This window comes from Kitasatospora sp. NPDC024654, from assembly GCF_055559155.1.
This window is the reverse complement of record NZ_JBVHLF010000098.1, coordinates 1-22,683: the sequence shown is the minus strand read 5'-3', so window position 1 is coordinate 22,683 and position 22,683 is coordinate 1. Positions and strand designations below refer to the sequence as shown.

17 protein-coding genes are annotated in these 22,683 nt (G+C 74.2%); 13 read left to right on the top strand and 4 right to left on the bottom strand.

What is annotated here, in order from left to right; all coding sequences use genetic code 11:
• The first annotated feature begins 415 nt into the window (after positions 1 to 415).
• The 6 genes from ACZ38L_RS33610 to ACZ38L_RS33585 all read left to right on the top strand — a co-directional run bounded on the left by ACZ38L_RS33610 (position 416) and on the right by ACZ38L_RS33585 (position 8,520).
• Positions 416 to 2,107: a DUF2637 domain-containing protein gene (locus ACZ38L_RS33610; RefSeq protein WP_465700653.1), complete on the top strand. Its 1,692-nt coding sequence runs from the start codon at positions 416 to 418 to the stop codon at positions 2,105 to 2,107.
• A gap of 163 nt (positions 2,108 to 2,270) precedes the next feature.
• The gene (locus ACZ38L_RS33605; RefSeq protein WP_465700651.1) at positions 2,271 to 3,575 is read left to right on the top strand and encodes a DUF6986 family protein; all 1,305 of its coding nucleotides are present in this window, start codon (positions 2,271 to 2,273) and stop codon (positions 3,573 to 3,575) included.
• A 70-nt stretch (positions 3,576 to 3,645) separates the two neighbouring features.
• Positions 3,646 to 4,299 (top strand): YigZ family protein, encoded by a 654-nt coding sequence (locus ACZ38L_RS33600; protein WP_465700646.1) that lies wholly within the window; start codon positions 3,646 to 3,648, stop codon positions 4,297 to 4,299.
• A 148-nt stretch (positions 4,300 to 4,447) separates the two neighbouring features.
• Positions 4,448 to 4,852 (top strand): cupin domain-containing protein, encoded by a 405-nt coding sequence (locus ACZ38L_RS33595; protein WP_465700642.1) that lies wholly within the window; start codon positions 4,448 to 4,450, stop codon positions 4,850 to 4,852.
• 170 nt (positions 4,853 to 5,022) lie between these two features.
• Positions 5,023 to 6,726, top strand: coding sequence for a hypothetical protein (locus ACZ38L_RS33590; protein WP_465700638.1), 1,704 nt, complete (start codon positions 5,023 to 5,025; stop codon positions 6,724 to 6,726).
• Positions 6,727 to 6,936: 210 nt separating this feature from the next.
• Complete coding sequence (locus ACZ38L_RS33585) at positions 6,937 to 8,520, top strand: restriction endonuclease (RefSeq protein WP_465700633.1); 1,584 nt, start codon at positions 6,937 to 6,939, stop codon at positions 8,518 to 8,520.
• Between the two features lie 6 nt (positions 8,521 to 8,526).
• Here the strand turns inward: ACZ38L_RS33585 and ACZ38L_RS33580 are convergent, their stop codons facing one another.
• A complete protein-coding gene (locus ACZ38L_RS33580; protein WP_465700631.1) occupies positions 8,527 to 9,453 on the bottom strand; it encodes a LysR family transcriptional regulator in 927 nt (308 codons plus the stop codon).
• 138 nt (positions 9,454 to 9,591) lie between these two features.
• On the opposite strand from ACZ38L_RS33580, the gene ACZ38L_RS33575 reads away from it, so the two are divergent.
• Entirely contained in the window at positions 9,592 to 10,515 is a 924-nt protein-coding gene (locus tag ACZ38L_RS33575; RefSeq protein ID WP_465700655.1) for an EamA family transporter, read from the top strand.
• Here the strand turns inward: ACZ38L_RS33575 and ACZ38L_RS33570 are convergent.
• From ACZ38L_RS33570 to gabT, 3 genes are all read right to left on the bottom strand, one after another.
• On the bottom strand, positions 10,424 to 10,993 hold the full coding sequence (locus ACZ38L_RS33570) for a MarR family winged helix-turn-helix transcriptional regulator (protein WP_465700628.1): 570 nt from the start codon (positions 10,991 to 10,993) through the stop codon (positions 10,424 to 10,426). The genes ACZ38L_RS33575 and ACZ38L_RS33570 overlap by 92 nt on opposite strands.
• Positions 10,994 to 11,227: 234 nt before the next feature.
• Positions 11,228 to 11,839, bottom strand: coding sequence for a phosphatase PAP2 family protein (locus ACZ38L_RS33565; protein WP_465700625.1), 612 nt, complete (start codon positions 11,837 to 11,839; stop codon positions 11,228 to 11,230).
• 464 nt (positions 11,840 to 12,303) lie between these two features.
• On the bottom strand, positions 12,304 to 13,644 hold the full coding sequence (gene gabT, locus ACZ38L_RS33560) for a 4-aminobutyrate--2-oxoglutarate transaminase (protein ID WP_465700621.1): 1,341 nt from the start codon (positions 13,642 to 13,644) through the stop codon (positions 12,304 to 12,306).
• A 514-nt stretch (positions 13,645 to 14,158) separates the two neighbouring features.
• Between gabT and ACZ38L_RS33555 the strand changes: the two genes are divergently transcribed.
• From ACZ38L_RS33555 to ACZ38L_RS33530, 6 genes are all read left to right on the top strand, one after another.
• Positions 14,159 to 16,081 carry a type IV secretory system conjugative DNA transfer family protein gene (locus ACZ38L_RS33555; protein ID WP_465700617.1) on the top strand — a complete coding sequence of 641 codons (1,923 nt, stop codon included), beginning with the start codon at positions 14,159 to 14,161 and terminating at the stop codon, positions 16,079 to 16,081.
• Positions 16,082 to 16,239: 158 nt separating this feature from the next.
• On the top strand, positions 16,240 to 17,847 hold the full coding sequence (locus tag ACZ38L_RS33550) for a PucR family transcriptional regulator (protein ID WP_465700614.1): 1,608 nt from the start codon (positions 16,240 to 16,242) through the stop codon (positions 17,845 to 17,847).
• A 156-nt stretch (positions 17,848 to 18,003) separates the two neighbouring features.
• On the top strand, positions 18,004 to 19,452 hold the full coding sequence (locus ACZ38L_RS33545) for an aldehyde dehydrogenase family protein (RefSeq protein WP_465700611.1): 1,449 nt from the start codon (positions 18,004 to 18,006) through the stop codon (positions 19,450 to 19,452).
• A gap of 131 nt (positions 19,453 to 19,583) precedes the next feature.
• On the top strand, positions 19,584 to 20,810 hold the full coding sequence (gene dxr / locus ACZ38L_RS33540; RefSeq protein ID WP_465700609.1) for a 1-deoxy-D-xylulose-5-phosphate reductoisomerase: 1,227 nt from the start codon (positions 19,584 to 19,586) through the stop codon (positions 20,808 to 20,810).
• 58 nt (positions 20,811 to 20,868) lie between these two features.
• Complete coding sequence (locus ACZ38L_RS33535) at positions 20,869 to 22,173, top strand: M50 family metallopeptidase (RefSeq protein WP_465700606.1); 1,305 nt, start codon at positions 20,869 to 20,871, stop codon at positions 22,171 to 22,173.
• Positions 22,174 to 22,336: 163 nt separating this feature from the next.
• A partial coding sequence (locus ACZ38L_RS33530; protein ID WP_465700604.1) for a flavodoxin-dependent (E)-4-hydroxy-3-methylbut-2-enyl-diphosphate synthase occupies positions 22,337 to 22,683 on the top strand: 347 nt, incomplete at its 3' end.

Here is a 22,683-nt window from a genome sequence, read left to right as displayed (position 1 = left end):
CTGCAGGGGGGACCCTGTGGGAGAGTAGGACGCCGCCGAACGATTTTTCAGAGAAGCCCCTTCCGGGAGACCGGGAGGGGCTTCTCGCATTTCCGAACCCGGAACGGGACCGGAGTGAGCGGGACCGCTCGACGGACCGGAGGCGGGGCTGCCGAGGGCGACCTCCGGCCGGGCAGGAGGGGCCCGGGAAGGCGAGGTCGGCCGCTGTGAGCACGCGTCGGGAGCCTGGAGGACGGAGCGGCGCTCTGCGAGGGCACGAGGGCTGGCCTGCCGAAATGACTGTACTGATGTCCGAGTAGTATCCCGGTGGTCCGAGACGGCCGGCAGTTCTGACAGCCAGCCCTCCCCGACAGCGGCGGGTCCGAAGCCAACAGCCATGCCTGCCCGCAGCCGAGATCCAGGGGTTGATCAACGAATGGCACGTCCATCCCTTACCCGCGCACACCGGGCACTGCTCAGCCTGGTGGCGGTCGGCGCCTGCCTGATCTCCGGGATCGGCTTCGCCGGTTCGTACTCGGCGGTGAGAGCGCTGGCCGTGCACAAGGGGTTCGGCACCTTCGCGTACGCGTTTCCGATCGGCGTGGACGCCGGCATCGTGGTGCTGCTCGCGCTGGACCTGGTGCTGACCTGGCTGCGCATACCGTTCCCGCTGCTGCGACAGGCGGCCTGGCTGCTGACGGTCGCCACCATCGCCTTCAACGCGGCGGCCTCCTGGGGCGATCCGCTCGGGATGGGCATGCACGCGGTCATCCCGGTGCTCTTCGTGGTGATCGTCGAGGCCTCGCGGCACGCGGTCGGTCGGATCGCCGCGATCACGGCGGACCGGCACATGGAGTCGGTCCGGCTGATGCGCTGGGTGCTCTCGCCGGTCCCCACGTTCCGGCTCTGGCGCCGGATGCAGCTCTGGGAGCTGCGCTCGTACGACGAGGTCGTGCGGCTGGAGCAGAACCGTCTCGTCTACCGGGCCCAGCTGCGGTTCCGCTACGGGCGGGGCTGGCGGCGCTCGGCGCCGATCCAGGCGCTGCTGCCGCTCAAGCTGGCCAAGTACGGTGTCCCGCTCGACGTGACCAGCCTGGACCGGCTCGACGGCGGGCTGCCCAGGGAGCTCGGGGGCCAGGGGACTTCGGTGACCTCGGCGGTGGCGCCCGCGCAGTCGTCCGTCGCCGTGCCGCCGGTCTCCGCGGCCGTCGCCGTGCCGACTCTCGCCAAGCTCGCCGCCGCCCGCTGGCGGGACGCCCAGGGCGCTTCGGAGTCATCCTCCCAGGCGGCTCAGGCAGCTCGGGCCGCGCAGGGTGCGCAGGCGGTGCAGGGGATCCAGGGTGCCCGGCTGGCGCGGGACCACCAGGTACCGGCGATCACCGGTGCACCGGCGGCGGAGGACGCGCTGGGTGGGCAGCGGCCGAACCCCGCTGAACCGCCGGCCGACGGCGTGGACGTCGCCAAGCCCGTGGTGCAGCAGTCGCCGTGGTTCCGGCCGCAGCCGGCTCAGCCTCAGCAGTCCCAGCAGCCACAGCAGTCCCAGCAGCCACAGGCCGGCGAGCCGCGACCGACGCCGGCCCGGCCCGAGCAGCAGCAGCCGGTGCGGCAGCAGCCCGACCCCCGGGTGGCCGAGGTGCTGCAGGCGGTCCGCGCGCAGGCGGCGCAGGTCGCCGGCTCGGCCGGCGCCGAGCGTCCCGTGGCGGAGCCCGCCCGCGATGCGGAGACCGGACCGCTCAACGGCCAGTGGGGCGCGCAGCAGCTGACCGGCCAGCAGGCCCAGCAGGCGGCCGCGAGTGTGTTCACCCCCCGGGTCCCGGTGCCGGCGCAGGCCGGTCAGGAGCACCCGGCGGCGGAGCCGGCCGGCGACGTGCCCGAGGAGACCCCGCGGTCCGAGGCGAGGGCGGCGGAGACGGCGGGCCCGCAGCTCACCGTCGACCTGGGCGTCGAGGCACTGATCGCCTATCAGGAGAGCCACGGACAGGACCCCGACGAGGAGCGGCTGGCCCAGTTCCTGTTCAGCCAGTACGGCGTGAGCGGGCGCCAGCCCGGCAGCCCGGTGAGCGTCGCCGACATGCGCCGGATGTGGCCCGCCCTGCAGGACCGCTACGCGAGCCTGGGCCGCGAGTAGCAGCGCGGCGAGCGAAACCCCGGACGGATGACGCCGGGCCGGACCCCCCACCGCGGGATCCCGGCCCGGCGTCCGCGTACTGGGCCGCCATTGACGGCCGCCGGTGGCGCGGTTACCTTCGCCTCAACAAACTGTTGAACGAGTGGACCGTGGAGGAACCCGGATGTCGCAGGTCGAGGTGGACGGCGGCGTGGCCGCCGGAGCAGCCCCGCGGGGTCCGGCCTTCTCCGCGGCCGCCCGCGCGGGCGTGGAGGCGCTGCTCGGGCCCGTCGACGCCGAGCTGGTCCGCCGCTACCCGGGCGACTCCGGTTCCCGGCAGCCGGTGCACACCGTCTACGTACCGGCTGACGCGTTCGCCGCCGACACCGTGGCCGAGTGGGGCCGCCAGGCGCTGGACGCGCTCGACACCCACGCCGCCACCCCGGCCCAGCTGGCCGAGGCGCTCGGCGTCCCGGCCGACGAGCTGATCACCGAGGTGCACGCGCGGGTCCGGGCCAAGCTCCAGCGGGAGCCGATCGAGGACCTCCGGATCGACTTCGAGGACGGCTACGGCCCCCGCTCCGACGCGGAGGAGGACGCCGCCGCGGTACGGGCCGCCCGACTGGTCGCCGCCGCGGTGGCCGACGGCACCGCCCCGCCGTACATCGGCATCCGGACCAAGTGCATGGAGGCACCGGTCCGCGCCCGGGGCATCCGCACCCTGGAGCTCTTCCTCGGCACGCTGCTCGCCGACGGTCGCGAGCTGCCCGCGGGTCTCGTGCTCACCCTCCCCAAGGTCACTCACCCCGAGCAGGTCACCGCGCTGGTCCGGCTGCTGGAGGACTTCGAGCGGCAGGCCGGGCTCCCGGCCGGGCGGATCGGCTTCGAGATCCAGATCGAGACCACCCAGGCGATCCTGGGCGCCGACGGCCGGGCCACCGTCGCGCTGATGATCGACGCCGCCGAGGGCCGCGCCACCGGCCTGCACTACGGCACCTTCGACTACAGCGCCTCCTGCGGGGTGGGCGCGGCCTACCAGAGCATGGAGCACCCGGTCGCCGACCACGCCAAGGCGGTGATGCAGGTCGCCGCGGCCGGCACCGGCGTGCGGCTCTCGGACGGCTCGACCAACGTGATCCCGACCGGCCCCACCGAGCAGGTCCTCGCCGCCTGGAACCTGCACCACCGGCTGGTCCGCCGTTCGCTCGCCCGCGCCTACTACCAGGGCTGGGACATGCACCCCGCCCACCTGCCCACCCGGTACGCGGCGGTCTACGCCTTCTACCGCGAGGGCCTGTCGGCGGCCGCGGCCCGGTTGGCCGCCTACGTGGCCAAGGCCGGCGGGGACGTGATGGACGAGCCGGCCACCGCCAGGGCGCTCAGCGGCTACCTGCTACGCGGCCTGGACTGCGGGGCCGTGGACCTCGCCGAGGTGACCGAGCTGACCGGCCTGGACCGCGAGCGGCTGGACGCGCTCTCCGGCCGCTGAGCCGCCCGGCCCGGGGTCGGGCGGACGGGTGTGCGACCGGACCGGCCGGCCGGTGAGTAGGCTGGCGGGCATGCCGCAGCCAGCCCCGAAGCCGTACCTGACCATCCGGGGGACCGGCAGCCACGAGATCGAGGTCAAACGCTCGCGGTTCATCTGCCAGCTGGCCCGGGCCACCGACAAGGAGCAGGCGCAGGAGTTCATCGCCGGCGTCCGCAAGCGCTACTGGGACGCCCGGCACAACTGCACCGCCTTCGTGGTCGGCGCCGAGCAGCGCCGCGAGCGCTCCAACGACGACGGCGAACCGGCCGGCACGGCCGGGGTGCCGATGCTGGAGGTGCTGCGCCGCCGGGGCCTCACCGACACCGTCGCGGTGGTCACCCGCTACTTCGGCGGGGTGCTGCTTGGTGCGGGCGGCCTGGTCCGGGCGTACGCCGGGGCGGTCTCCGAGGCGGTGGACGCGGTCGGTGTGGTCGAACGCCGTCCGGTGGCGCTACTGGTGATCGGCGCGGACCACGCGCGCGCCGGCCGCTTGGAGAACGAGCTGCGCGCCGCCGGGCACGCGGTTCGCGACCTGCGGTACGAGGCCGCCGGGGTGCAGATCGAGGTCGGTGTGCCGGAGCCGGAGCTGGCGGGGTTCCACGCCTGGCTGGCCGAGGCCAGCGGTGGGACGGCTGTGGCGGTGCCGTGCGGGCGGACCTTTCTGGAGTTGCCCTGGACGGGCTGATCGGACGGGCCGACTGGGGAAAAAAATCCACCTGAAAAGGTGAGATTATGTCGGATGTGCTTTCGGCCAAAGAGTACGGATTCGGTTTCGGCGGTAACAGAGGGTCAGTAGCCTGAAACGACTGTCGAGTCCAGGAGCAGATCCCCAGATGGCCGTGATCCGTACCATCACCATCGAGCCGGGAACGAACACCGGCTGGCACTACCACCCCGGCCCCGTGCAGGCGGTCCTGCTGTCCGGCACGCTCCACCGGTTGCTGGAGGACGGGACGGTGGAGGTCACCCGACCAGGCCAGTTCCTCGTCGAGCAGGCCGACCAGGTCCACATCGGCTACAACCACGGCGACGGTCCGGTCGTGATCCTGGCCAACTACCAGGTCGCCGAGGGCTGCCCGCTCTGGGTTCCGGCGCCGGCCCCGGAACTCGATCTCACCGGGCTGGACCTCACCGGATGGGACCTCATCGGGCTGGATCCGACGGGTTCGCCGGTGCCGAGCCAGTGCGGCCGCGGCGAGGCGGGGGATCTGGTGGGCCAGGCCGGCAAGCCCTCGTAACCAGGCGGCGACGCTCGAACGAATTGACGGTGCCCGGAGCTGGAACTCCAGCTCCGGGCATTCGCGTTGTCCTGCCAAGGACCAGGTCGGCACCCGTCGGCCCGGAGCCAGACATCACCCCGTCGATGGAGGACCGTCAGACCCGACCCGGCAGCACGGAGGCACCACCCATGACCACTCACCGATCCACGGCGTCCGCTCCGCACCCGGTCGCCGTCCCCGCCCCCCGCCCCGCCCAGCCGCCCCCCGGCCAGAGCACCCCCTACCGGATGACGGTGACCACCCGTCAGTCCCATGCCGACGTGGTCGCGCTGGCCGACCAGTGCCTCGCGGTCTGGCTGAAACGAGAGGGGCACGAGGAGCCCCCGCCGCTCCCCGACCCGGCGCCGCCACCGCCCCGGAGCGCGGCCGCCGACCAGCCACTCCTGCCCGAGGCCCCCCACGCCACCCGCCACCAGCTCGCCGACCGCGTCCTGCTGGACCGCGACGGCGGTGCGCTGGACGCCCACTCCGCCGGCCTGCCGTCCGGGCACTACACCCGCCGCCGGCTGCGCACCCCCGCCCCGCACGGCACCCACCAGCTCACCCTCACGGTCGCCACTGAGGGCGACGGCCCCACCTGGGTCCGGCTGGAGGCCGCCCACCGGGCCGCCGACAGCGGCCTGCGAACACCCGGCCGGGTCCCGGTCCCCGAACTCGCCGGCAGCCTGCTGCCGCTGCTGGACGCGCTGGACGGCCCGAGCGAGGTCCGCCCGCTGCCGCGGATCCTCACCGCCGCCGACGTCGACGACGTGATCGACGAACTCTGTGACCCCGCCCGCCGGCTGCCCGTGGTGGTCGCCAGTGTCCCCGCCGACCTCGACCCGGCGGCCTGGACGGCCGAGCGCCTCCAGCCGCTGACCCGCGGTCTGGTCGGCCTGGCGGTCTGCTACGTGCTCGGGCCGGAGGCCCGGGTCGCGTTCAACCTGGCCCTGGAGTTCCACACGGTCTACGGCGGCGCGGTGCGCACCTATCTTCCGGAGGTCGATCCGGCCTCCCGGCGCGACGCGCTGCGCCACCCGGTGCTGCCCCGGCAGCGGATCGAGGCCGAACCGCGCCGGGCCGCCGCGCTGCTCGCCCGGGAGCCACGCCGACTGGCCGCCGTCGCGCCGTCGCCGACCGCGCTCACCCGGGTGCCCCCGCTCCGGCCGCGGCCGATACCGCCCAGACCGTCCGCCGGAGTACCGTCCGCCGATGTCTTCTCCGTCGCGGCGGAGCCGGTGGGCGCGCGGCAGGCTCCGGACGTCGCCCGCCGGCGCGAACTCCACCTGCGCGCTTCGGGTGGCCGGCTCTGCCTGCCCGACGGCGGTGCCCCGGCGCCGGTCCGCTGGACCGAGGCCGGGTCCGACGGGCCCACCAGTTTCACCGCGCTGCTCGACCGGATGGACGAGTTCCCGCTGCTGAGCTTCACCGGTGACGAGAAGGAGACCCTGGCGCTGGACACCCAGACCGGTGGGGTCAACTGGGTCAGGCTCACCTGGGAGGGGCTGACCGCGCTCCAGGAATACGCCACGGTCGCCGTGCGCGGGGCGGCCGGCGGGGACTTCAAGCAGTGGTGTGAGCACGCGCCGGTCGGTGTCAGCCACTTCCCGCCACGCAAGGCGGTTCGCAACGAGTCCCAGACGGTGTGCAGCCACGCCAAGATGAGGCGCGAGCGGATGTTCGCCGTCCCGGACTGCGTGGACCCGACCGGACGCGCCTTCATGGGCGCCCATCTGCGGATCGGCGGCGGGCGGACGGCGCCGCGGCTGCACTACCTGGACGACTGCTCGGGCAGCGGCCGGATCTACGTCGGCTACATCGGCCTGCACCTCACCAACACCCGTACCAACTGACCCCGTCTCATCAAGCCGTTCTGATCTGACGGGCCGACAAGCCGCCCGCCGGATGGGGAGATCCGGCGGGCGCGGCCGGTCCGGCGGTCCGCTCCCGCCGAGCGGTCCGACGGTGGACAATGCTCACCAGGGGGTATGCCGCCACGGCGGGGTGCCCGGCCAGCGCAGCCCGCCAGAACCGCCGGACGAGCCATGGGGGACCGACCGCCGATGCAGGACTCGACCAAGCACCAGCCGGTCGCCGACCGCACCTCGGGCCTGCGCGCGGGCTTCCTTTCCTCGATGTTCCAGGGCGGCTCGGGGGCTTCCGGTCCGTCCGGTCCGTCCGACGGGCTGCCGGAGGGAGCCGACCCGGCGGTGACGGAGCTCGCCCGGGCCGCGGAGCTGGTCCAGCATCGGACGGCCACCGTGCGTACCGAGCACCAGCGGCTGGCCGGCCTGCTGCTCCGGCTCGCCCTGCCGGTGAGCGCGATGGACTTCGAGAGCCAGCGCCGCAGCTACGAGCCGCGCCCCTACCCGGCCGCCGCGGAGGCGGCCCGCGAACCCCGCTGGGAGGACTACGCCCCGCCCGAGCCGCCCGCCGCCGATCCCGAGGCCGGCCCGGCCCGGCGCCTGCTGGACTCGGGCTACCAGCGTGAGCTGGCCCAGGCCAGGTTGGCCCACCAGCGGGCCCTGCGCGAATGGCGGGCCGGGCGTGCGGCCGCCACCGACCCGGCCGAGGCGGAGTCCCGGCTGGCCCACGACCAGGCCGAACGGGCCCGGGCTCGGGCGGTGCGGGAGTACAACGACAGCCTGGAGGAGTGCCGGCGGGCGTACCGGGAGGCCGAGCCGGCCGCCGTCGAGTCGCTGCTGGAACGGGCGCTGGCCGCGGCGGAGGCGGCCACCTCCGACCTGCCGGCCGCCTGCCGAGCCGTGTACCGGCCGCTGACCAGGACCGCCGTGCTCGACCTGGACCTGCCCCCGCTCGGCCTGGTGCCCTCGCTGGAGGGGTACCGGCTGGGTGAGGAGGGCCAGGTCTCCCCGGTGCCGCGGTCGCCCGCCGACCGGGCCGCCGACTACCTGCGGCTGGCCGCCCGGCTCGCGCTGCGCGCCCTGCAGGCGGCCGACGCGGTGGACACCGACGGGGTGCTGGCCGGCGTGGTGCTCAACGGCTGGCTGCGCGAGGCCGGCGGGACCTGCCTGCTCAGCGTCGACGCCGACCGCGACGCGCTGGCCCGCACCCGGTTCGTCCCGGGCGGCGCGGACCCGGACGAGGAGGCCGAGCCGGGCGTCTACGCGGCCGCCGAGCAGGACGAGGCGCTGGCCCGGCTGCGCGAGCTGGGCGCCGCGGTCAGCCCCGACCCGTTCGCCCGGGTGGCCGTGCCGCCGTATGCCACCGCCGGGGCGGCCGTCCCGGCGGTGGCCGACCTGTCGCCCACCGAGTTCGCCGGCCTGGTCCGCGAGCTCTTCACCCGGGGTGGGCTGGCGGACTGGAGCGTGCGGCTGAGCGGCGCCTCGGGCCTGGTCGCCACCGGGAGCGGCGCGGCGGACAGTGCGCTACCCGGGCGCTGGGTGGTCTGCGCGTCCCGGCGGCCCGGGGCGGTGGGGGCCGCCGAGGTGCGCATGCTGGCCGAGGCGGTGGCGGAGGAGTCGGCGGGTCACGGCCTCTGGCTGACCGTCGGCGACTTCACCGAGGAGGCGCTGGACCTGGTGGACACCGAGGAGTTCCGGAAGATCCATCTCGCCGACGGCTCCGGCTTCCGCTCGATGGCCGAGACCCACCTGGGCCTGCCGCTGGCGGTCGGCGCGCCGTAGCGCCCTTCAGGCGGTGGGTGGCCCCTCGGCGGCGTCGCGCAGCGGCCAGTGGTGTCGCAGTGCCTCCAGCGCCGCCGTGATCGCCGGGCGGCGCGAAGCCTGGCTGCGCCAGAGCGCGAACACCCGCCGGGTCGGCTCGGGCAGGACCGGACGGCTGACCACCCCGGCTGGCAGCGCCCCGCGGCCCAGCCGCGGCAGCAGCCCGATCCCCAGGCCGGCCGCGATCAGTGCCAGCTGGGTCTCGAACTCGCCGACCTGGTAGCGCACGTCCGGTTCCTCGCCGGCCTCCCGCATGGTCCGCACCAGCCAGTCGTGGCAGATGGTGCCGGGCGGGACGCTGATCCAGCGCTGGCCGCACAGCTCGGCCACCGGGACCGTGGCCAGCCGGGCCAACGGGTGCTCCGCGCGCAGCACCAGGTCGACCGGGTCGAGGCCGAAGTCGAGCCGGGCGAGGCCCTCCGGGACCGGCAGCGGGACGGTCGGCCAGTCCTGCACCAGCGCCAGGTCCACCTCACCGCGGGCCACCAGCTCGCCCGCCAGGTAGGGGTCGATCTCGATCAGGCGGACGTCCAACTCCGGGCAGTCGGCGCGCAGGTCGGCCAGCGCGCCGGGCAGCAGGCCGCGCGCCCCGGTGGCGAAGGCGGCTACCGTCAGCCGGCCGACCGCCTGGCCGCGCTGTTCCTCAAGGGTGACCTCGGCCTGCTCGACCAGGGCCAGCACTCGCTGCGCGGTGCCGGCCAGCTCGCGGGCGGCGTCGGTCAGCACCACCCCGCGCCCCTGGCGCTCGAGCAGCACGGTCCGGGTCTCCCGCTCCAGCTTGGAGATCTGTTGGGAGACCGCGGAGGCGGTGAAACCGAGTGCGGCCGCCGCCCGGCCCACCGAGCCGTGCACCGCGACCGCGTGCAGTGCGCGGAGCCGTCCGAGATCCATCATGGGCGTCATTTTCCAGCATTCGTTAGTGCTGGTGAAGAGTGGGGTTTCAGTATTCTTCGCTGGTGCTGAACGGTTGGTCTCGGCCAAGCTCGGGACATGTCCGCACGCACCACGCCGCAGGGCGTCTCCTCCGCTGCCATGAAACCCCGTCACATCGCCCTGGCCGTCCTGGTCGCGGTGGTCTGGGGGCTCAACTTCGTGCTGATCGACGTCGGTCTGCGGACCTTTCCGCCGCTGTTCTTCTGCGCCCTGCGGTTCACCGTGGTGGCCGTACCGGCGGTCTTCCTCGTCGGGCCGCCGCGGGTGGCCTGGCGCTGGGTGCTGGCGGTGGGTCTGGTGCTCGGGGTGGTGAAGTTCGGGTCACTCTTCCTGGGCATGCACGCCGGGATGCCGGCCGGACTCTCCTCGCTGGTGCTGCAGGGCCAGGCGGTCTTCACCGTGCTGTTCGCGGCCGGGACGCTGCGCGAGCGGCCGTCCGGGCAGCGGGTCGCCGGGCTGGTCGTCGCCTCGGTGGGGATCCTGCTGGCCGCCCTGGACAACGGGCTGGGCGGACCGCCGGCGGGCTTCGCGCTGGTCGTGGTGGCCGCGGCGGCCTTCGGGCTGTCCAACGTGCTGACCCGTCGGGCGGCCCCGCCGGACCTGCTGCGCTGGATGGTCTGGGTGAGCGCCGTCCCGCCGGTGCCGTTGTTCGCGTTGTCGCTGCTGGTGGAGGGCCCGGGCGCGGACCTGCGCGCGTTGTCCTCGGCCGGTCCGGCCGCGCTCGGCTCGCTGGCCTACGTCGGCTGGCTCTCGACCCTGTTCGGCTTCGGTGCCTGGGGCTTCCTGCTGCGCGGCTACGACGCGAGCGCGGTCGCGCCGTACTCGCTGCTGGTCCCGCTGTTCGGGATGTCGTCGGCCTGGCTGCTGCTCGGGGAGTCGATCAGCCCGTTGGCCGGCTGCGCGGCGCTGCTGGTGATCGCCGGGGTGGGGCTCATCGCGCTACGTCCGGGGGCGCTGCGGTGCCCGGCCTGGCTCGCCAGCCGCGCGAGGGAGGGGACGGGTGCGCCGCTTCCGCGGCCCTGAGCACCCGGAGCATGACCGCCACGTCGGCCGCGTCCGCGGTGCGGAAGTACTCTTCGGCGACCTCGTGCCGGACCTGGGCCAGCCGGTCCACGGCGGCCCGGCCGGCCGCCGTCAGCACCAGGCCGACCGCCCGCCGGTCGGCCGGGTCCGGGGTCCGCTCGACCAGTCCGCCCTGTTCCAGGGCGTCCACCACGGTGGTGGCCGAGCGGGGGGCGATGTGCAGGTGCTCGGCGAGCTCGCTCAGCCGCATCGCGCGGCCGGGGGGCTCGCCCTCCGAGCCGTGCGCCAGCACCCGTAGCGCGCGCCCCTGGGCCGGGGTGAGGCCGTAGGGCTCCAGGCGCTCCATGGTCCGGCGCCGGATCCGCTTCATCGCCCGGGCCAGTTCGTCGGCGAGCTCGGCCGCGCCGTCGGTGAGCTCGGCCGCGCCGTCGGCGGGCGGTGCCGTGAAGGTGGCGGGGTCGGTGGGCGAGCTGGTCATCCGGGGACTCCTCGGCGGGGGAAGTGGCCTCAGGGTAGCCGCCTTCGGTGGTAGGGATCCAGCCACATGTTGAGCTAGGCTCAGCAATATCCCCGGGCGTCCCTGGCAATCCTCTGGAGGACGTGGTCGGTCGTCACCTGGTCAGGTTCGGCGGCAGGGACGAACCGGTGGTGACCTGGCGGCGGGACACCGGCGAGCCCGGGCTGGTGCACCGGTACGACGGGGAGTGACCGGCTACCGGGGCCTCGGCAGCCAGCGGGCCACGCTCCACAGCACCAGGCCGGTCAGCGACCAGCCGGCCAGCACGTCCAGGAACCAGTGGTAGTCGCACCAGACCAGCCCCAGCCCGACCCCGCAGCAGAGCAGCGCGGTCAGCGCGGCCAGCCGGCGCCGCGCGGCCGCGGCCAGCGTCCGGCCCAGCAGCAGCGCGGCGACCCCGAAGGCGATGCCGGCCGTGCTGGTGTGCCCGGACGGGTACCAGCCCTGCTGGCCCGGCAGCAGTGGCGGCCCGAGCGGCCCGGGCCGGGAGAAGTAGTCCTTGGCCGGTACCACCAGCAGCGGGATCAGCACCGCGGCCAGCAGCGCCGAGGGCAGCGGCAGCCACCAGCGCCGCCGCCCGGCCCGCCGGCTCCGCCAGGCGGCCAGCGCCGCCGCGCCGAGCAGCACCGCGTAGGCCGGCAGCGGGTCGCCCAGGTCGGACAGCAGCTGGCCGAGGTCGTTCAGCGGCACGCTGTGCCACGCCTCCCGGGCGTGCTGGACGCTGTCGCGGATCCGGCGGTCCAGCCCCAGTAGCGGCCCGGCGACGGCGACCTGCCAGGAGACCAGGGCCAGCAGCACGGCCAGCACGGCCGGCAGGACGGGCGAGGCGAGGGCGGATCTCGGAGCTGGTGCCGGAGTCGACGCCGGAGCATGGAGGAGCCGCCCCGGAGCGGGGGGGAGAGCTCCGGGGCGGCTGGGGTGATCGCCGCTCCGCGCGCCCCGGGGGGTATGGGCCGGACGGCCGGTCGATCGGTCCTGTGTCGGCGCCGCGAAGGGCGCCTGGTTGTCCTCGTTGGTGCCCTCGGCGGCCGGAAGACCGGCCGGGAGGTGAGGCTCGCTGTCCATCTGTGATGACACTACGTCAACGCGTCCAGGCCCGGGTCCGGGTTCTCAGCTTTCGCACAGCATCTTCACGGGAGCCGGTGCAACCTCCACGCCCGCTCAAGTGTCGGTGTGCGCACCGATCCCGGATCGACTGAGGGGTGTTCAGGCACCCCGTTCGGGCGCGTCGTTCGGGCGCCGCGCTGAGACGCGTCGTTCGGGCGCCGCGCTCAGACGCCGGCGAAGGCGTTCTCGATGATGTCCAGGCCCTCGGTGAGCAGGTGCTCCGGGATCACCAGCGGCGGCAGGAAACGCAGCACGTTGCCGTAGGTGCCGGCGGTGAGCACCACCAGGCCCTCGGCGTGGCAGGCCTTCGCCACCGCGGCGGTCACCTCGGGGTTCGGGTCCTTGGAGCCCGGCTTCACCAGCTCGATCGCGATCATCGCGCCACGGCCGCGGACCTCGCCGATCACGTCGAACTTCTCGGCCATCGCGTGCAGCCGGCCGAGCATGACCTCGCCGATCCGCTGCGCCTTGGCGTTGAGGTCCAGCTCCCGCATGGTCTGGATGGAACCCAGCGCGGCGGCGCAGGCCACCGGGTTGCCGCCGTAGGTGCCGCCCAGGCCACCCGCGTGCGCGGCGTCCATGATCTCGGCGCGGCCGGTCACCGCGGCCAGCGGCAGGCCGCCGGCGATGCCCTTGGCGGTGGTGATCAGGTCCGGGACGATGCCCTCGTCCTCGCAGGCGAACCACTGGCCGGTCCGGCAGAAGCCGGTCTGGATCTCGTCCGCGACGAAGACGATCCCGTTGGCCTTGGCGAACTCGACGATCGCCGGGAGGAAGCCCTTGGCCGGCTCGATGAAGCCGCCCTCGCCCTGGATCGGCTCGATGATGATCGCGGCGACGTTCTCGGCACCGATCTGCTTGGTGATGACGTCGATCGCCTGCGCGGCGGCCTCGGCGGCGCAGTTCTCGGCACCGGTCAGCCAGCGGTACGGGTAGGCCACCGGCACCCGGTAGATCTCCGGGGCGAACGGACCGAAGCCCTGCTTGTAGGGCATGTTCTTCGCCGTCAGGCCCATGGTGAGGTTGGTCCGGCCGTGGTAGCCGTGGTCGAACACCACGACCGCGGTGCGCTTGGTGTAGGCACGGGCGATCTTGACGGCGTTCTCGACCGCCTCGGCGCCGGAGTTGAAGAGTGCGGTGCGCTTCTCGTGGTCGCCCGGAGTCAGCTCGTTGAGCTGCTCGGCGACGGCGACGTAGCCCTCGTACGGGGTCACCATGAAACAGGTGTGGGTGAAGGCGGCCAGCTGCTCGGTCGCCTTGGCGACCACGGCCTCGGCGCTGTTGCCGACGTTGGTGACGGCGATGCCCGAACCGAAGTCGATCAGCGAGTTGCCGTCCACGTCCTCCAGCACGCCGCCGTTGGCGCGCGCGACGTACACGGGCAGCGTGGTGCCCACCCCGGCCGCCACCGCGCCCAGCTTGCGGGCCTGCAGCTCCTGGGACTTCGGGCCGGGGATCGCGGTGACCAGACGGCGCTCCTGCGGGAGCTGCGGTGCGGCGCTCATGGGGTTCTCCAGAGGTATCGGCGGTGTCGCGGTGTACGCGGAACCGGGGTTGGGGAACCGGGGCGGTCGGGGCGTCGGCGGGGCCCGAACAGTCCGGTGCTGGCAGGCTAAGGCCGCCGCCGGGGGCGCGGCATGCGCCACTCGGGCGCACTGCGCCGTCCGACTTGTCCTGCCCGGCCAGGGTCTGCGGCAGGCGGTCCGGGGCCGACCCCTCCACTACATTGAGCGCGGGCGTGTCGCCGGGTCGGCGGCATGGGTAAGGGAACTGCCGGGTGCGTCGGGGCAAGGGAGCGGGACCGCAATGGGACTGGACGGCACGCAGGGGCCAACGACCGACCTCGCCGCCCGAGCCCCCGAGACCGCTGGCCGGATGCCCCAGCAACTGCCGCGGACGGCCCGGCGGGCGGCGTTCGACCTGGGGCGCTGGCTGGGCACGCCGCGCTCGGCGGCTCCGGTGGGCGTCTACCGGTTTGGTCACCGAGCGGTTGATTCGGCTCGCACGGGGGACTCGAGCGTGCCCTCTTGGCCGCTCCTGACGCGTGCGGCACTGAACGTGGTGGCCGGTTGGCTGGCCTACCACTACGGCGCGGTGGTCGTCCTCTACACGATCCGGCTGACCGTATGGCCCAGTAAGCCCTCTGAGCTTCAGATCATCCTGGTCGAGTACCTCGTCAAGCTCGTGGTGGTCGTGGTCGTTGTGGTCATTTTCGGCTTCATGGGGCGCTGGATGGAGGTTTACCGCCGCTACCTGGCACCGGCGAGGCTGCGGCGGGTCGCCGAAGCATTGCGGACCCACGCCGTCACCGATGAGGGGGGTGAGCGGAACGAGGTCGACCGCCCGGATGAGGGCACCTCGGAGACCACCCCCGACGCCTGGGGTGTGTTGCGGGCCGCAGGGCTTGAGGGGGTGTTGGGGGCGGTCGAGGAGGACACCGCCGCCGGTGCCGTGAGTGACGTGGACTACGTGCGGATCCATCGGGTCTGGCGGGAGGTCGGGGCGGATCCCGGGTTGGTGGGGGCGTTCGGGGAGCAGGTGGCGGCGCGGGGGGCGGCGGCGTGTGCGCATCCGTCGGAGGCGCGGGATCTGCCGGTGCGGACGGCGGAGCACGACCTGCTGGTGGGTCAGGTGCGGCTGGGGACGGCACAGGACGTGCCGAAGAATCCGGCGGGGCACCGGGGGGCCGGGTTCGCGCTGGACCAGGAGCTGCTGGGGACGTCGTTGCTCGCAGTGGGGCCGGCCGGGACGGGGAAGACGGCGCGGTTGGCGCGGCCGGTGGCCGAGGCGCTCTGCCTGCAGGCGCTGGCCCGGACCGCGTGTGTGGTGGTGGTCGGCGCCGCCGAGGCGGAGCTGGGGCCGGACACGGGGTACGACGTGGTGATCGCGCCCGGTGACCCGACGTCGGTCTACGGCCTGGATCTGTACGGTGCCGCGCAGGATCCCGACGTCGCGGCCGCCCGGCTGGCCGACGCGCTGTTGCCGGACGAGCTGGCATCGCGCGCGGAGAGTGTGCGGATGGCGGTGCAGCAGGTGGTCGGGCCGTTCCACGCGGGGTACGGGCGCTACCCCTCGGTGCGGGAGTTGCGGGCGCTGCTGGGCGGGGAGCCGGAGGGCTGGGCGGCGCTGGTGGAGGCGCTGCGGGGGAGCGGGCGGCTGGCGGCGCACGAGCCGGACGTGCAGCACCGGCAGCGCCAGCACGGCCGGGTGGACGACCCGGGGTCGCTGCTGGCGGACCGGTTGGCGCTGCTGGACCGGCCGGCCTTCGCGGGGTGCTTCGGTCCGGGCGTCGGCGCGTCGGCGCGGCCGGCCTTCGCGATGCGGGCCCTGGAGCACCCGCTGCGGGTGCGGGTGAAGCTGCCGGAGCGCAGCCATCCGGAGGCGGCCCGGATGCTCTCGCGGCTGGTGGTGGGCCAGTTCGTGCAGGCCGCGGCGGCCCGTGAGGACCGTTCGCTGTTCGCCGGGCTGGTGGTGGACGACGCGTCGGCGGCCCTGGACTCCAGCACGGTGCAGGCGATGCAGCGGATGCGCGGGGCCAACGCGGGTGCGGTGCTGCTGCTGCGCAGCCTGGTGGATCTGCCGGAGGCGCTGCGGGCGCCGCTGTTCGGGGCGGTCGGCTGCCGGATGGCGTTCCCGGGGATCGCGCCGTGGGACGGCAAGCTGTTCTCGGAGGCCTGGGGGACGGTGCTGGTCCGCGAGCAGGCGGTGACGCTGGCGCCGGACACCTCGGGCGGGCTGCTGCGCAAGACCGGGCGGTTGGTTCGGAAGGCACTGTCCGGGACGAGCGCGCAGACCGAGAGCGTGACCACCCGGGAGGTGGAGCGGCAGCGCTGGTCGCCGTCCGACCTGGCGCACGCGCTGCCGGCCGGGCACGCGGTGGTCTCGCTGACCACGGTGACGGGTGATCAGGTGCCGCCGCTGCTGGTGGACCTGCGGGACTGAGCGGAGGACGGCCGGCGGGGGTTAGCTACGCAGCGGTGGATTCGGCGACGCCGGTTGTCCGCAGCGTCCATAATGAGGGGGTAGCCCCCCCATGAGAGCGATGCTCCCTCCGCCGCTCGGCCGCAACGCCGCGGCCGGGTCGTCCCACCGAAGGTGCCATGCCCCCCACACTCGCCTCCGTCGTGCGCAACTCCTCGCTCCATCTCACGGTCCTCGCCGGCGCGGACCATCTGGAGCGCCCGGTCCGCTGGGTGCACACCAGTGAGCTGGACGATCCCACGCCGTTCCTGGAGGGCGGCGAGCTGCTGCTCACCACCGGGATCAAGCTGGGCAAGAGCGCCAAGGGCCTGCAGAGCTACGTGCACCGGCTGGCCGACGCGGGCGTGGTGGGTCTCGGGCTCGGCGTGGGCCTGTCGCACACCGAGGTGCCGCAGCCGCTGGTGGAGGCGGCGGCCCAGCGCGGCCTGCCGCTGCTGAGGGTGCCGGAGCCGACGCCGTTCATCGCGATCAGCAAGGCGGTCTCGGCGGCGCTGGCGGCCGAGCAGTACGAGGCGGTGACCACCAGCTTCGAGGCGCAGGAGGAGCTGACCCGGGCCGCGCTGGGCCAGAACGGCACGGCCGCGGTGGTCCGCCGGCTGGCCGCCCGGCTGGGCGGCTGGGCCGCGCTGTACGACAGCTCCGGCGCGCTCTCGGTGGTCGCCCCGGACTGGGCCGCCCGGCGCGCGGCCCGGCTGGCGGCCGAGGTGGACCGGCTGCGCCGCCGGCCGGCCCCGGCCAGCGCCGCACTGCAGGGCCGTGCCCCCGGTTTCGACACCGCGGACGAGGACTTCGTGGTGGTCCAGTCGCTCGGTGCGGACCGCCGGGCCCGCGGGTTCCTCGCGGTCGGCACCGAGGACCGGATCACCCCGACCGAGCGCTACGTGCTGAACGCCGCGGTGGCCCTGCTCACCCTCACCCTGGAGCGCTCCCGCGAGCTGCGGTTCGCCGAGGAGCGGATGGGCGCCGCACTGCTGCGCCTGGTGCTGGCCGGTCAGGTGGCGACGGCCCGCCAGGTGGCCACCAGCCTGTTCGGCGGCCTGCCGGAGGGGACGATACGTGTGCTGGTCGCCGGCGCCGCCCCGAGCGGCGACCGGGCGCCCGGGGAGGCGCCGCCGCACGACCTGACCGAGCTGGCCGAGCGGGCCGAGGCGGCCGGCGGCCGGGCCGGCGAGAAGCTGCTGGTGGCCCGCGAGCCGGCCGGTAAGGACGGCAAGGACGGCGGCGCGCAGGCCGAGCGGCTGGTGCTGCTCGCGGTGGACGGCGGCGCGGTGCACCGGGCCTGCCTGGGTGCGGTGGAGGAGCACGAGGGGCTGGCCATCGGCGTCTCCGCCCCGGCGCCGGTGGAGGACGCCGGCGGTGCCTACGCGCAGGCCGAGCGGGCGCTGGCGGTGGCGCTGCGCGGCGGCCGGCGTTCGGTGGGGCACGAGGAGGTCGGGGCCGGCTCGCTGCTGCCGCTGCTCGGCGAGGAGGCGGTGGCCGCGTTCGCCGAGGGCCTGCTGCGCCCGCTGCGCGAGCACGACCGGACGGCGCGCGGCGACCTGGTGGCCAGCCTGCGCGCCTGGCTCTCCCGGCACGGTCAGTGGGACGCCGCCGCGGCCGACCTCGGGGTGCACCGGCACACCCTGCGCTACCGGATGCGCCGGGTGGAGGAGCTGCTGGGCCGTTCGCTGGACGACACCGACGTCCGGATGGAGCTCTGGCTGGCGCTGCGCTCCGGCGAGGACTGAGCGGGACGTCCGGGCGGGACCACCTGTCCGTGGTGGAGCGCCCGGCCCGCCCGGTGCTACGGACCGGCTAATCCGCCGAGGCCGTTCGGAGACCTACCGTGGTGGGCGGCACCACAGCGGTGGGGCTGCCACGACGAGGAAAGGGCCGGTACGACCGTGACCACCACCACGACCCACGCATTCTGGCTGGCCGGTCGCCAGGAGACCGGCGACAGCAGCTTCGAGGTCCGCAACTCCTGGGACGGTCGGCTGGTCGGCACGGTGAGCGTGCCCACCGACGCCCAGGTGAACGAGGCGGTCGAGGCCGCGGTCGCCGCCGCCCCGGTGTTCGCCGCGACCCCGGCCCACGTCCGCGCCGCCGCCCTGGACCACGTCTCCAAGCGGCTGGCCGAGCGCACCGAGGAGATCGCCCGGCTGATCACCGCCGAGAACGGCAAGCCGATCAAGTGGGCCCGCGGTGAGGTCGGCCGGGCCGTCTCGGTCTTCCGCTGGGCGGCCGAGGAGGCCCGCCGGACCAACGGCGAGACCATGCGGCTGGACACCGACCCGGGCGGCGTGGGCCGTTTCGCGGTGGTCCGCCGGTTCCCGCGCGGTGTGGTGCTGGGCATCGCGCCGTTCAACTTCCCGCTCAACCTGGTCGCCCACAAGGTCGCCCCGGCGATCGCGGTCGGCGCCCCGATCATCCTCAAGCCGGCTCCGGCGACCCCGCTCTCGGCGCTGGTGCTGGGTGAGATCCTGGCCGAGACCGAGCTGCCGGCCGGTTCCTGGAGCGTGCTGCCGGTCGAGAACGCCAAGATGCCGGCCCTGGTCCGGGACGACCGACTGCCGGTGATCTCCTTCACCGGCTCGGACAGGGTCGGCCACCAGATCATGGACTCGGTGCCGCGCAAGCACGTCACCCTGGAGCTCGGCGGCAACGCCGCGGCCGTGGTGCTCGCCGACTACTCCTCCGACGCCGACCTGGACTGGGCGGCCTCCCGGATCGCCACCTTCGCCAACTACCAGGGCGGTCAGTCCTGCATCTCGGTGCAGCGGGTGATCGCCGACGCCGCGGTCTATGACGCGCTGGTGGAGAAGGTGGTCGCCAAGGTTCGGGCGCAGGTCACCGGCGACCCGGCCGAGGACGCCACCGACGTCGGCCCGCTGGTCGACGAGAACGCCGCCAAGCGGGTCGAGGCCTGGGTCGAGGACGCGGTCGCCAAGGGCGCCAAGGTGCTCACCGGCGGCACCCGGGAGGGCGCCACGTACGCCCCGACCGTGCTCGCCGAGCTGCCCGCGGACGCGATCCTGGCCACCGCCGAGGCCTTCGGGCCGGTGCTCTCGTTGCACCGGGTGGACGGCACCGACGAGGCCTTCGCCGCGGTCAACGACTCCGCGTTCGGCCTGCAGGCGGGCGTCTTCACGCACGACGTGCGGACCGCCTTCCGGGCGCACCGGGAGCTGCAGGTCGGCGGCGTGGTGATCGGCGACGCGCCGTCCTACCGGGCCGACCAGATGCCGTACGGCGGGGTCAAGGACTCCGGGGTGGGCCGCGAGGGCGTCAAGTACGCGATGGAGGACTTCACCTACGAGCGCGTGCTGGTGCTCACCGGCCTGGACCTCTAGGCGGCCGGCCGATCGGGCGCCCCGTCGATGCCCCGCCACCGCGCGCCGGTGGCGGGGCATCGCCCTGCCCGGGACAGCGGTGCGGTGACCGGGGTCGGCCGCGGGCGGCGGCTCGGGCCACAATGGAGCCCATGAACTCGCTCGCCCACCCGCAGCTGCGCTTCACCCCGGCCGTCGACGACCCGTCAGGCCCGCGGGAACTGGTCATCCTCGGCTCCACCGGCTCGATCGGCACCCAGGCCATCGACATCGTGCTGCGCAACCCGGACCGGTTCCGCGTGGTCGCGCTCTCGGCGGCCGGCGGACAGGTCGACCTGCTGGCCGAGCAGGCCTTCCAGCTGGGCGTGCACACCGTCGCGGTGGCCCGCCCGGAGGCCGAACCGGCGCTGCGGGCGGCGCTGGCCGCCCGGGCCGACGGCCGACCGCTGCCCGCCGTGCTGGCCGGCCCGGACGCCGCCACCGAGCTGGCCGCGCTGCCCTGCCACTCGGTGTTGAACGGCATCACCGGCTCGATCGGCCTGGCCCCGACGCTGGCCGCGCTGCGGGCCGGCCGGGTGCTGGTGCTGGCCAACAAGGAGTCCCTGATCGTCGGCGGCCCGCTGGTCAGGGCGGTGGCCCGGCCCGGCCAGATCGTCCCGGTGGACTCCGAGCACGCGGCGATCTTCCAGGCGCTGACCGGCGGCACCCCGCGTGAGGTGCGCCGGCTGGTGGTGACGGCGAGCGGCGGCCCGTTCCGCGGTCGGACCCGCGACCAGCTGTCCGCGGTCACCCCGGCGGACGCACTGGCCCACCCGACCTGGGCGATGGGCCCGGTGGTGACCATCAACTCGGCCACCCTGGTCAACAAGGGCCTGGAGGTGATCGAGGCGCACCTGCTCTACGACCTGCCGTTCGACCGGATCGACGTGGTGGTGCACCCGCAGTCGGTGGTCCACTCGATGGTGGAGTTCACCGACGGCTCCACGCTGGCCCAGGCCAGCCCGCCGGACATGCGGATGCCGATCGCGCTGGGTCTGGGCTGGCCGGACCGGGTGCCGGACGCCGCGCCCGGCTGCGACTGGACCAAGGCGGCCACCTGGGAGTTCTTCCCGCTGGACGACGAGGCCTTCCCCGCGGTGGCGCTCGCGCGTGAGGTGGGTACGCTCGGCGGCACGGCGCCCGCGGTGTTCAACGCCGCCAACGAGGAGTGCGTGGAGGCCTTCCTGAACGGGCGGCTGGCCTTCACCGGCATCGTGGACACGGTGGCCAAGGTGGTGGCCGAGCACGGGACCCCGCGGGGAACTTCGCTCACCGTCGAGGACGTCCTTGATGCGGAGGGCTGGGCCCGGACGCGGGCCCGCGAGCTGGCGGCGGGCTGACGCCCCGCGGAGCCGGGTGGATGATGGCGAGTGGGAGCGGCATGACGGAGGACCAGCGGTGACTGCAGTGATGACGGTGCTCGGCATCGTGGTCTTTGTCGTGGGGTTGCTCATCTCGATCGCCTGGCACGAGCTGGGTCACCTCTCGACGGCGAAGCTCTTCGGCATCCGGGTGCCGCAGTACATGGTCGGCTTCGGGCCGACCGTGTGGTCCCGGAAGAAGGGCGAGACGGAGTACGGCTTCAAGGCCGTCCCGCTGGGCGGGTACATCCGGATGATCGGGATGTTCCCGCCCGGTCCCGACGGCCGGATCACCAAGCGCAGCAGCTCGCCCTGGCGGTCGATGATCGAGGACGCCCGGCAGGCCTCCTACGAGGAGCTGCTCCCCGGCGACGAGGACCGGCTGTTCTACAAGCGGGCCCCCTGGAAGCGCGTCATCGTGATGTTCGCCGGGCCGTTCATGAACCTGATCCTGGCGTTCGGGCTCTTCCTGACCACGATGATGGGCTTCGGGGTGCCGGAGTCGCTGCCGACCATCAGCTCGGTCTCCCAGTGCGTGGTCCCGGTCAGCCAGGCGAGCGACACCTGTCCGAAGGACGCGCCGGCCTCCCCGGCCGCCGCCGCGGGGCTGCGGGCGGGCGACACCATCGTCTCCTTCGCCGGCCACCCGATCCACGACTACAAGCAGCTCTCCGCGGACATCCGCGACTCGGCCGAGCGGACCGTGCCGATCGTGGTCGAGCGCGGCGGGCACCAGGTCGCCACCACCGCGACCATCCAGAAGAACACGCTGGCCAAGCTGGACGGCAACGGCGACCCGATCCCCGGGCAGACGGTGGACACCGGCTTCCTCGGCATCACGCCCACCACCGGCGTGGTCCAGCTCGGTTTCGGCGACAGCGTGGACCGGATGTACCAGATGGCCGACAGCGGCATCCACTCGCTGCTGGCGCTGCCGGGCAAGATCCCGGGCCTGTGGGACTCGGTCTTCGACGGCGCCCCGCGCTCGGCCGACTCGCCGGTCGGCATGGTCGGCGCGGCCCGGGTCGGCGGCGAGGTCTTCGCGCTGCACCTGCCGGCCTCGCAGCGGATCGCCTTCATGGTGAACCTGCTGGCCGGGATCAACCTCTCGCTCTTCCTGTTCAACATGCTGCCGCTGCTGCCGCTGGACGGCGGCCACGTCGCCGGCGCGCTCTGGGAGTCGCTGCGCCGCCAGGCCGCCCGGTTGCTCAAGCGGCCGGACCCGGGCCCGTTCGACGTGGCCAAGCTGATGCCGCTGGCGTACGTGGTGGCCAGCGTCTTCGTCGGCTTCACCCTGCTGGTCCTGGCGGCCGACCTGGTCAACCCGGTCAAGATCAGCTAGCGCCGGCCCGCCGGTGCCCCGGCCCGTGTCCGGTCCTGGTGGACCGGGCCCGGGCCGGGCGCGTGTCAAGGGCGCTCCGTGGGTGCCGTACCGTTGGACGCCGGGAGCGCGGATCTCGGCGCCCCGGTAGGACCATCACCTCGACCCCGGGAAAACTGCGCACATGACCGCGATCTCGCTCGGTATTCCGTCCCTTCCGCTCAAGCCGCTGGCGACTCGCCGGGTGTCCCGGCAGATCATGGTCGGGAACGTCCCGGTGGGTGGTGACGCGCCGGTGTCGGTGCAGTCGATGACCACGACGGTGACGGCTGACATCAACGCGACGCTGCAGCAGATCGCGCAGTTGACGGCGTCGGGTTGTCAGATCGTGCGGGTGGCGGTGCCCTCGCAGGACGATGCGGACGCGTTGCCGGTCATCGCGAAGAAGTCCGGGATCCCGGTGATCGCGGACATCCACTTCCAGCCGAAGTACGTGTTCGCGGCGATCGAGGCCGGGTGTGCGGCGGTGCG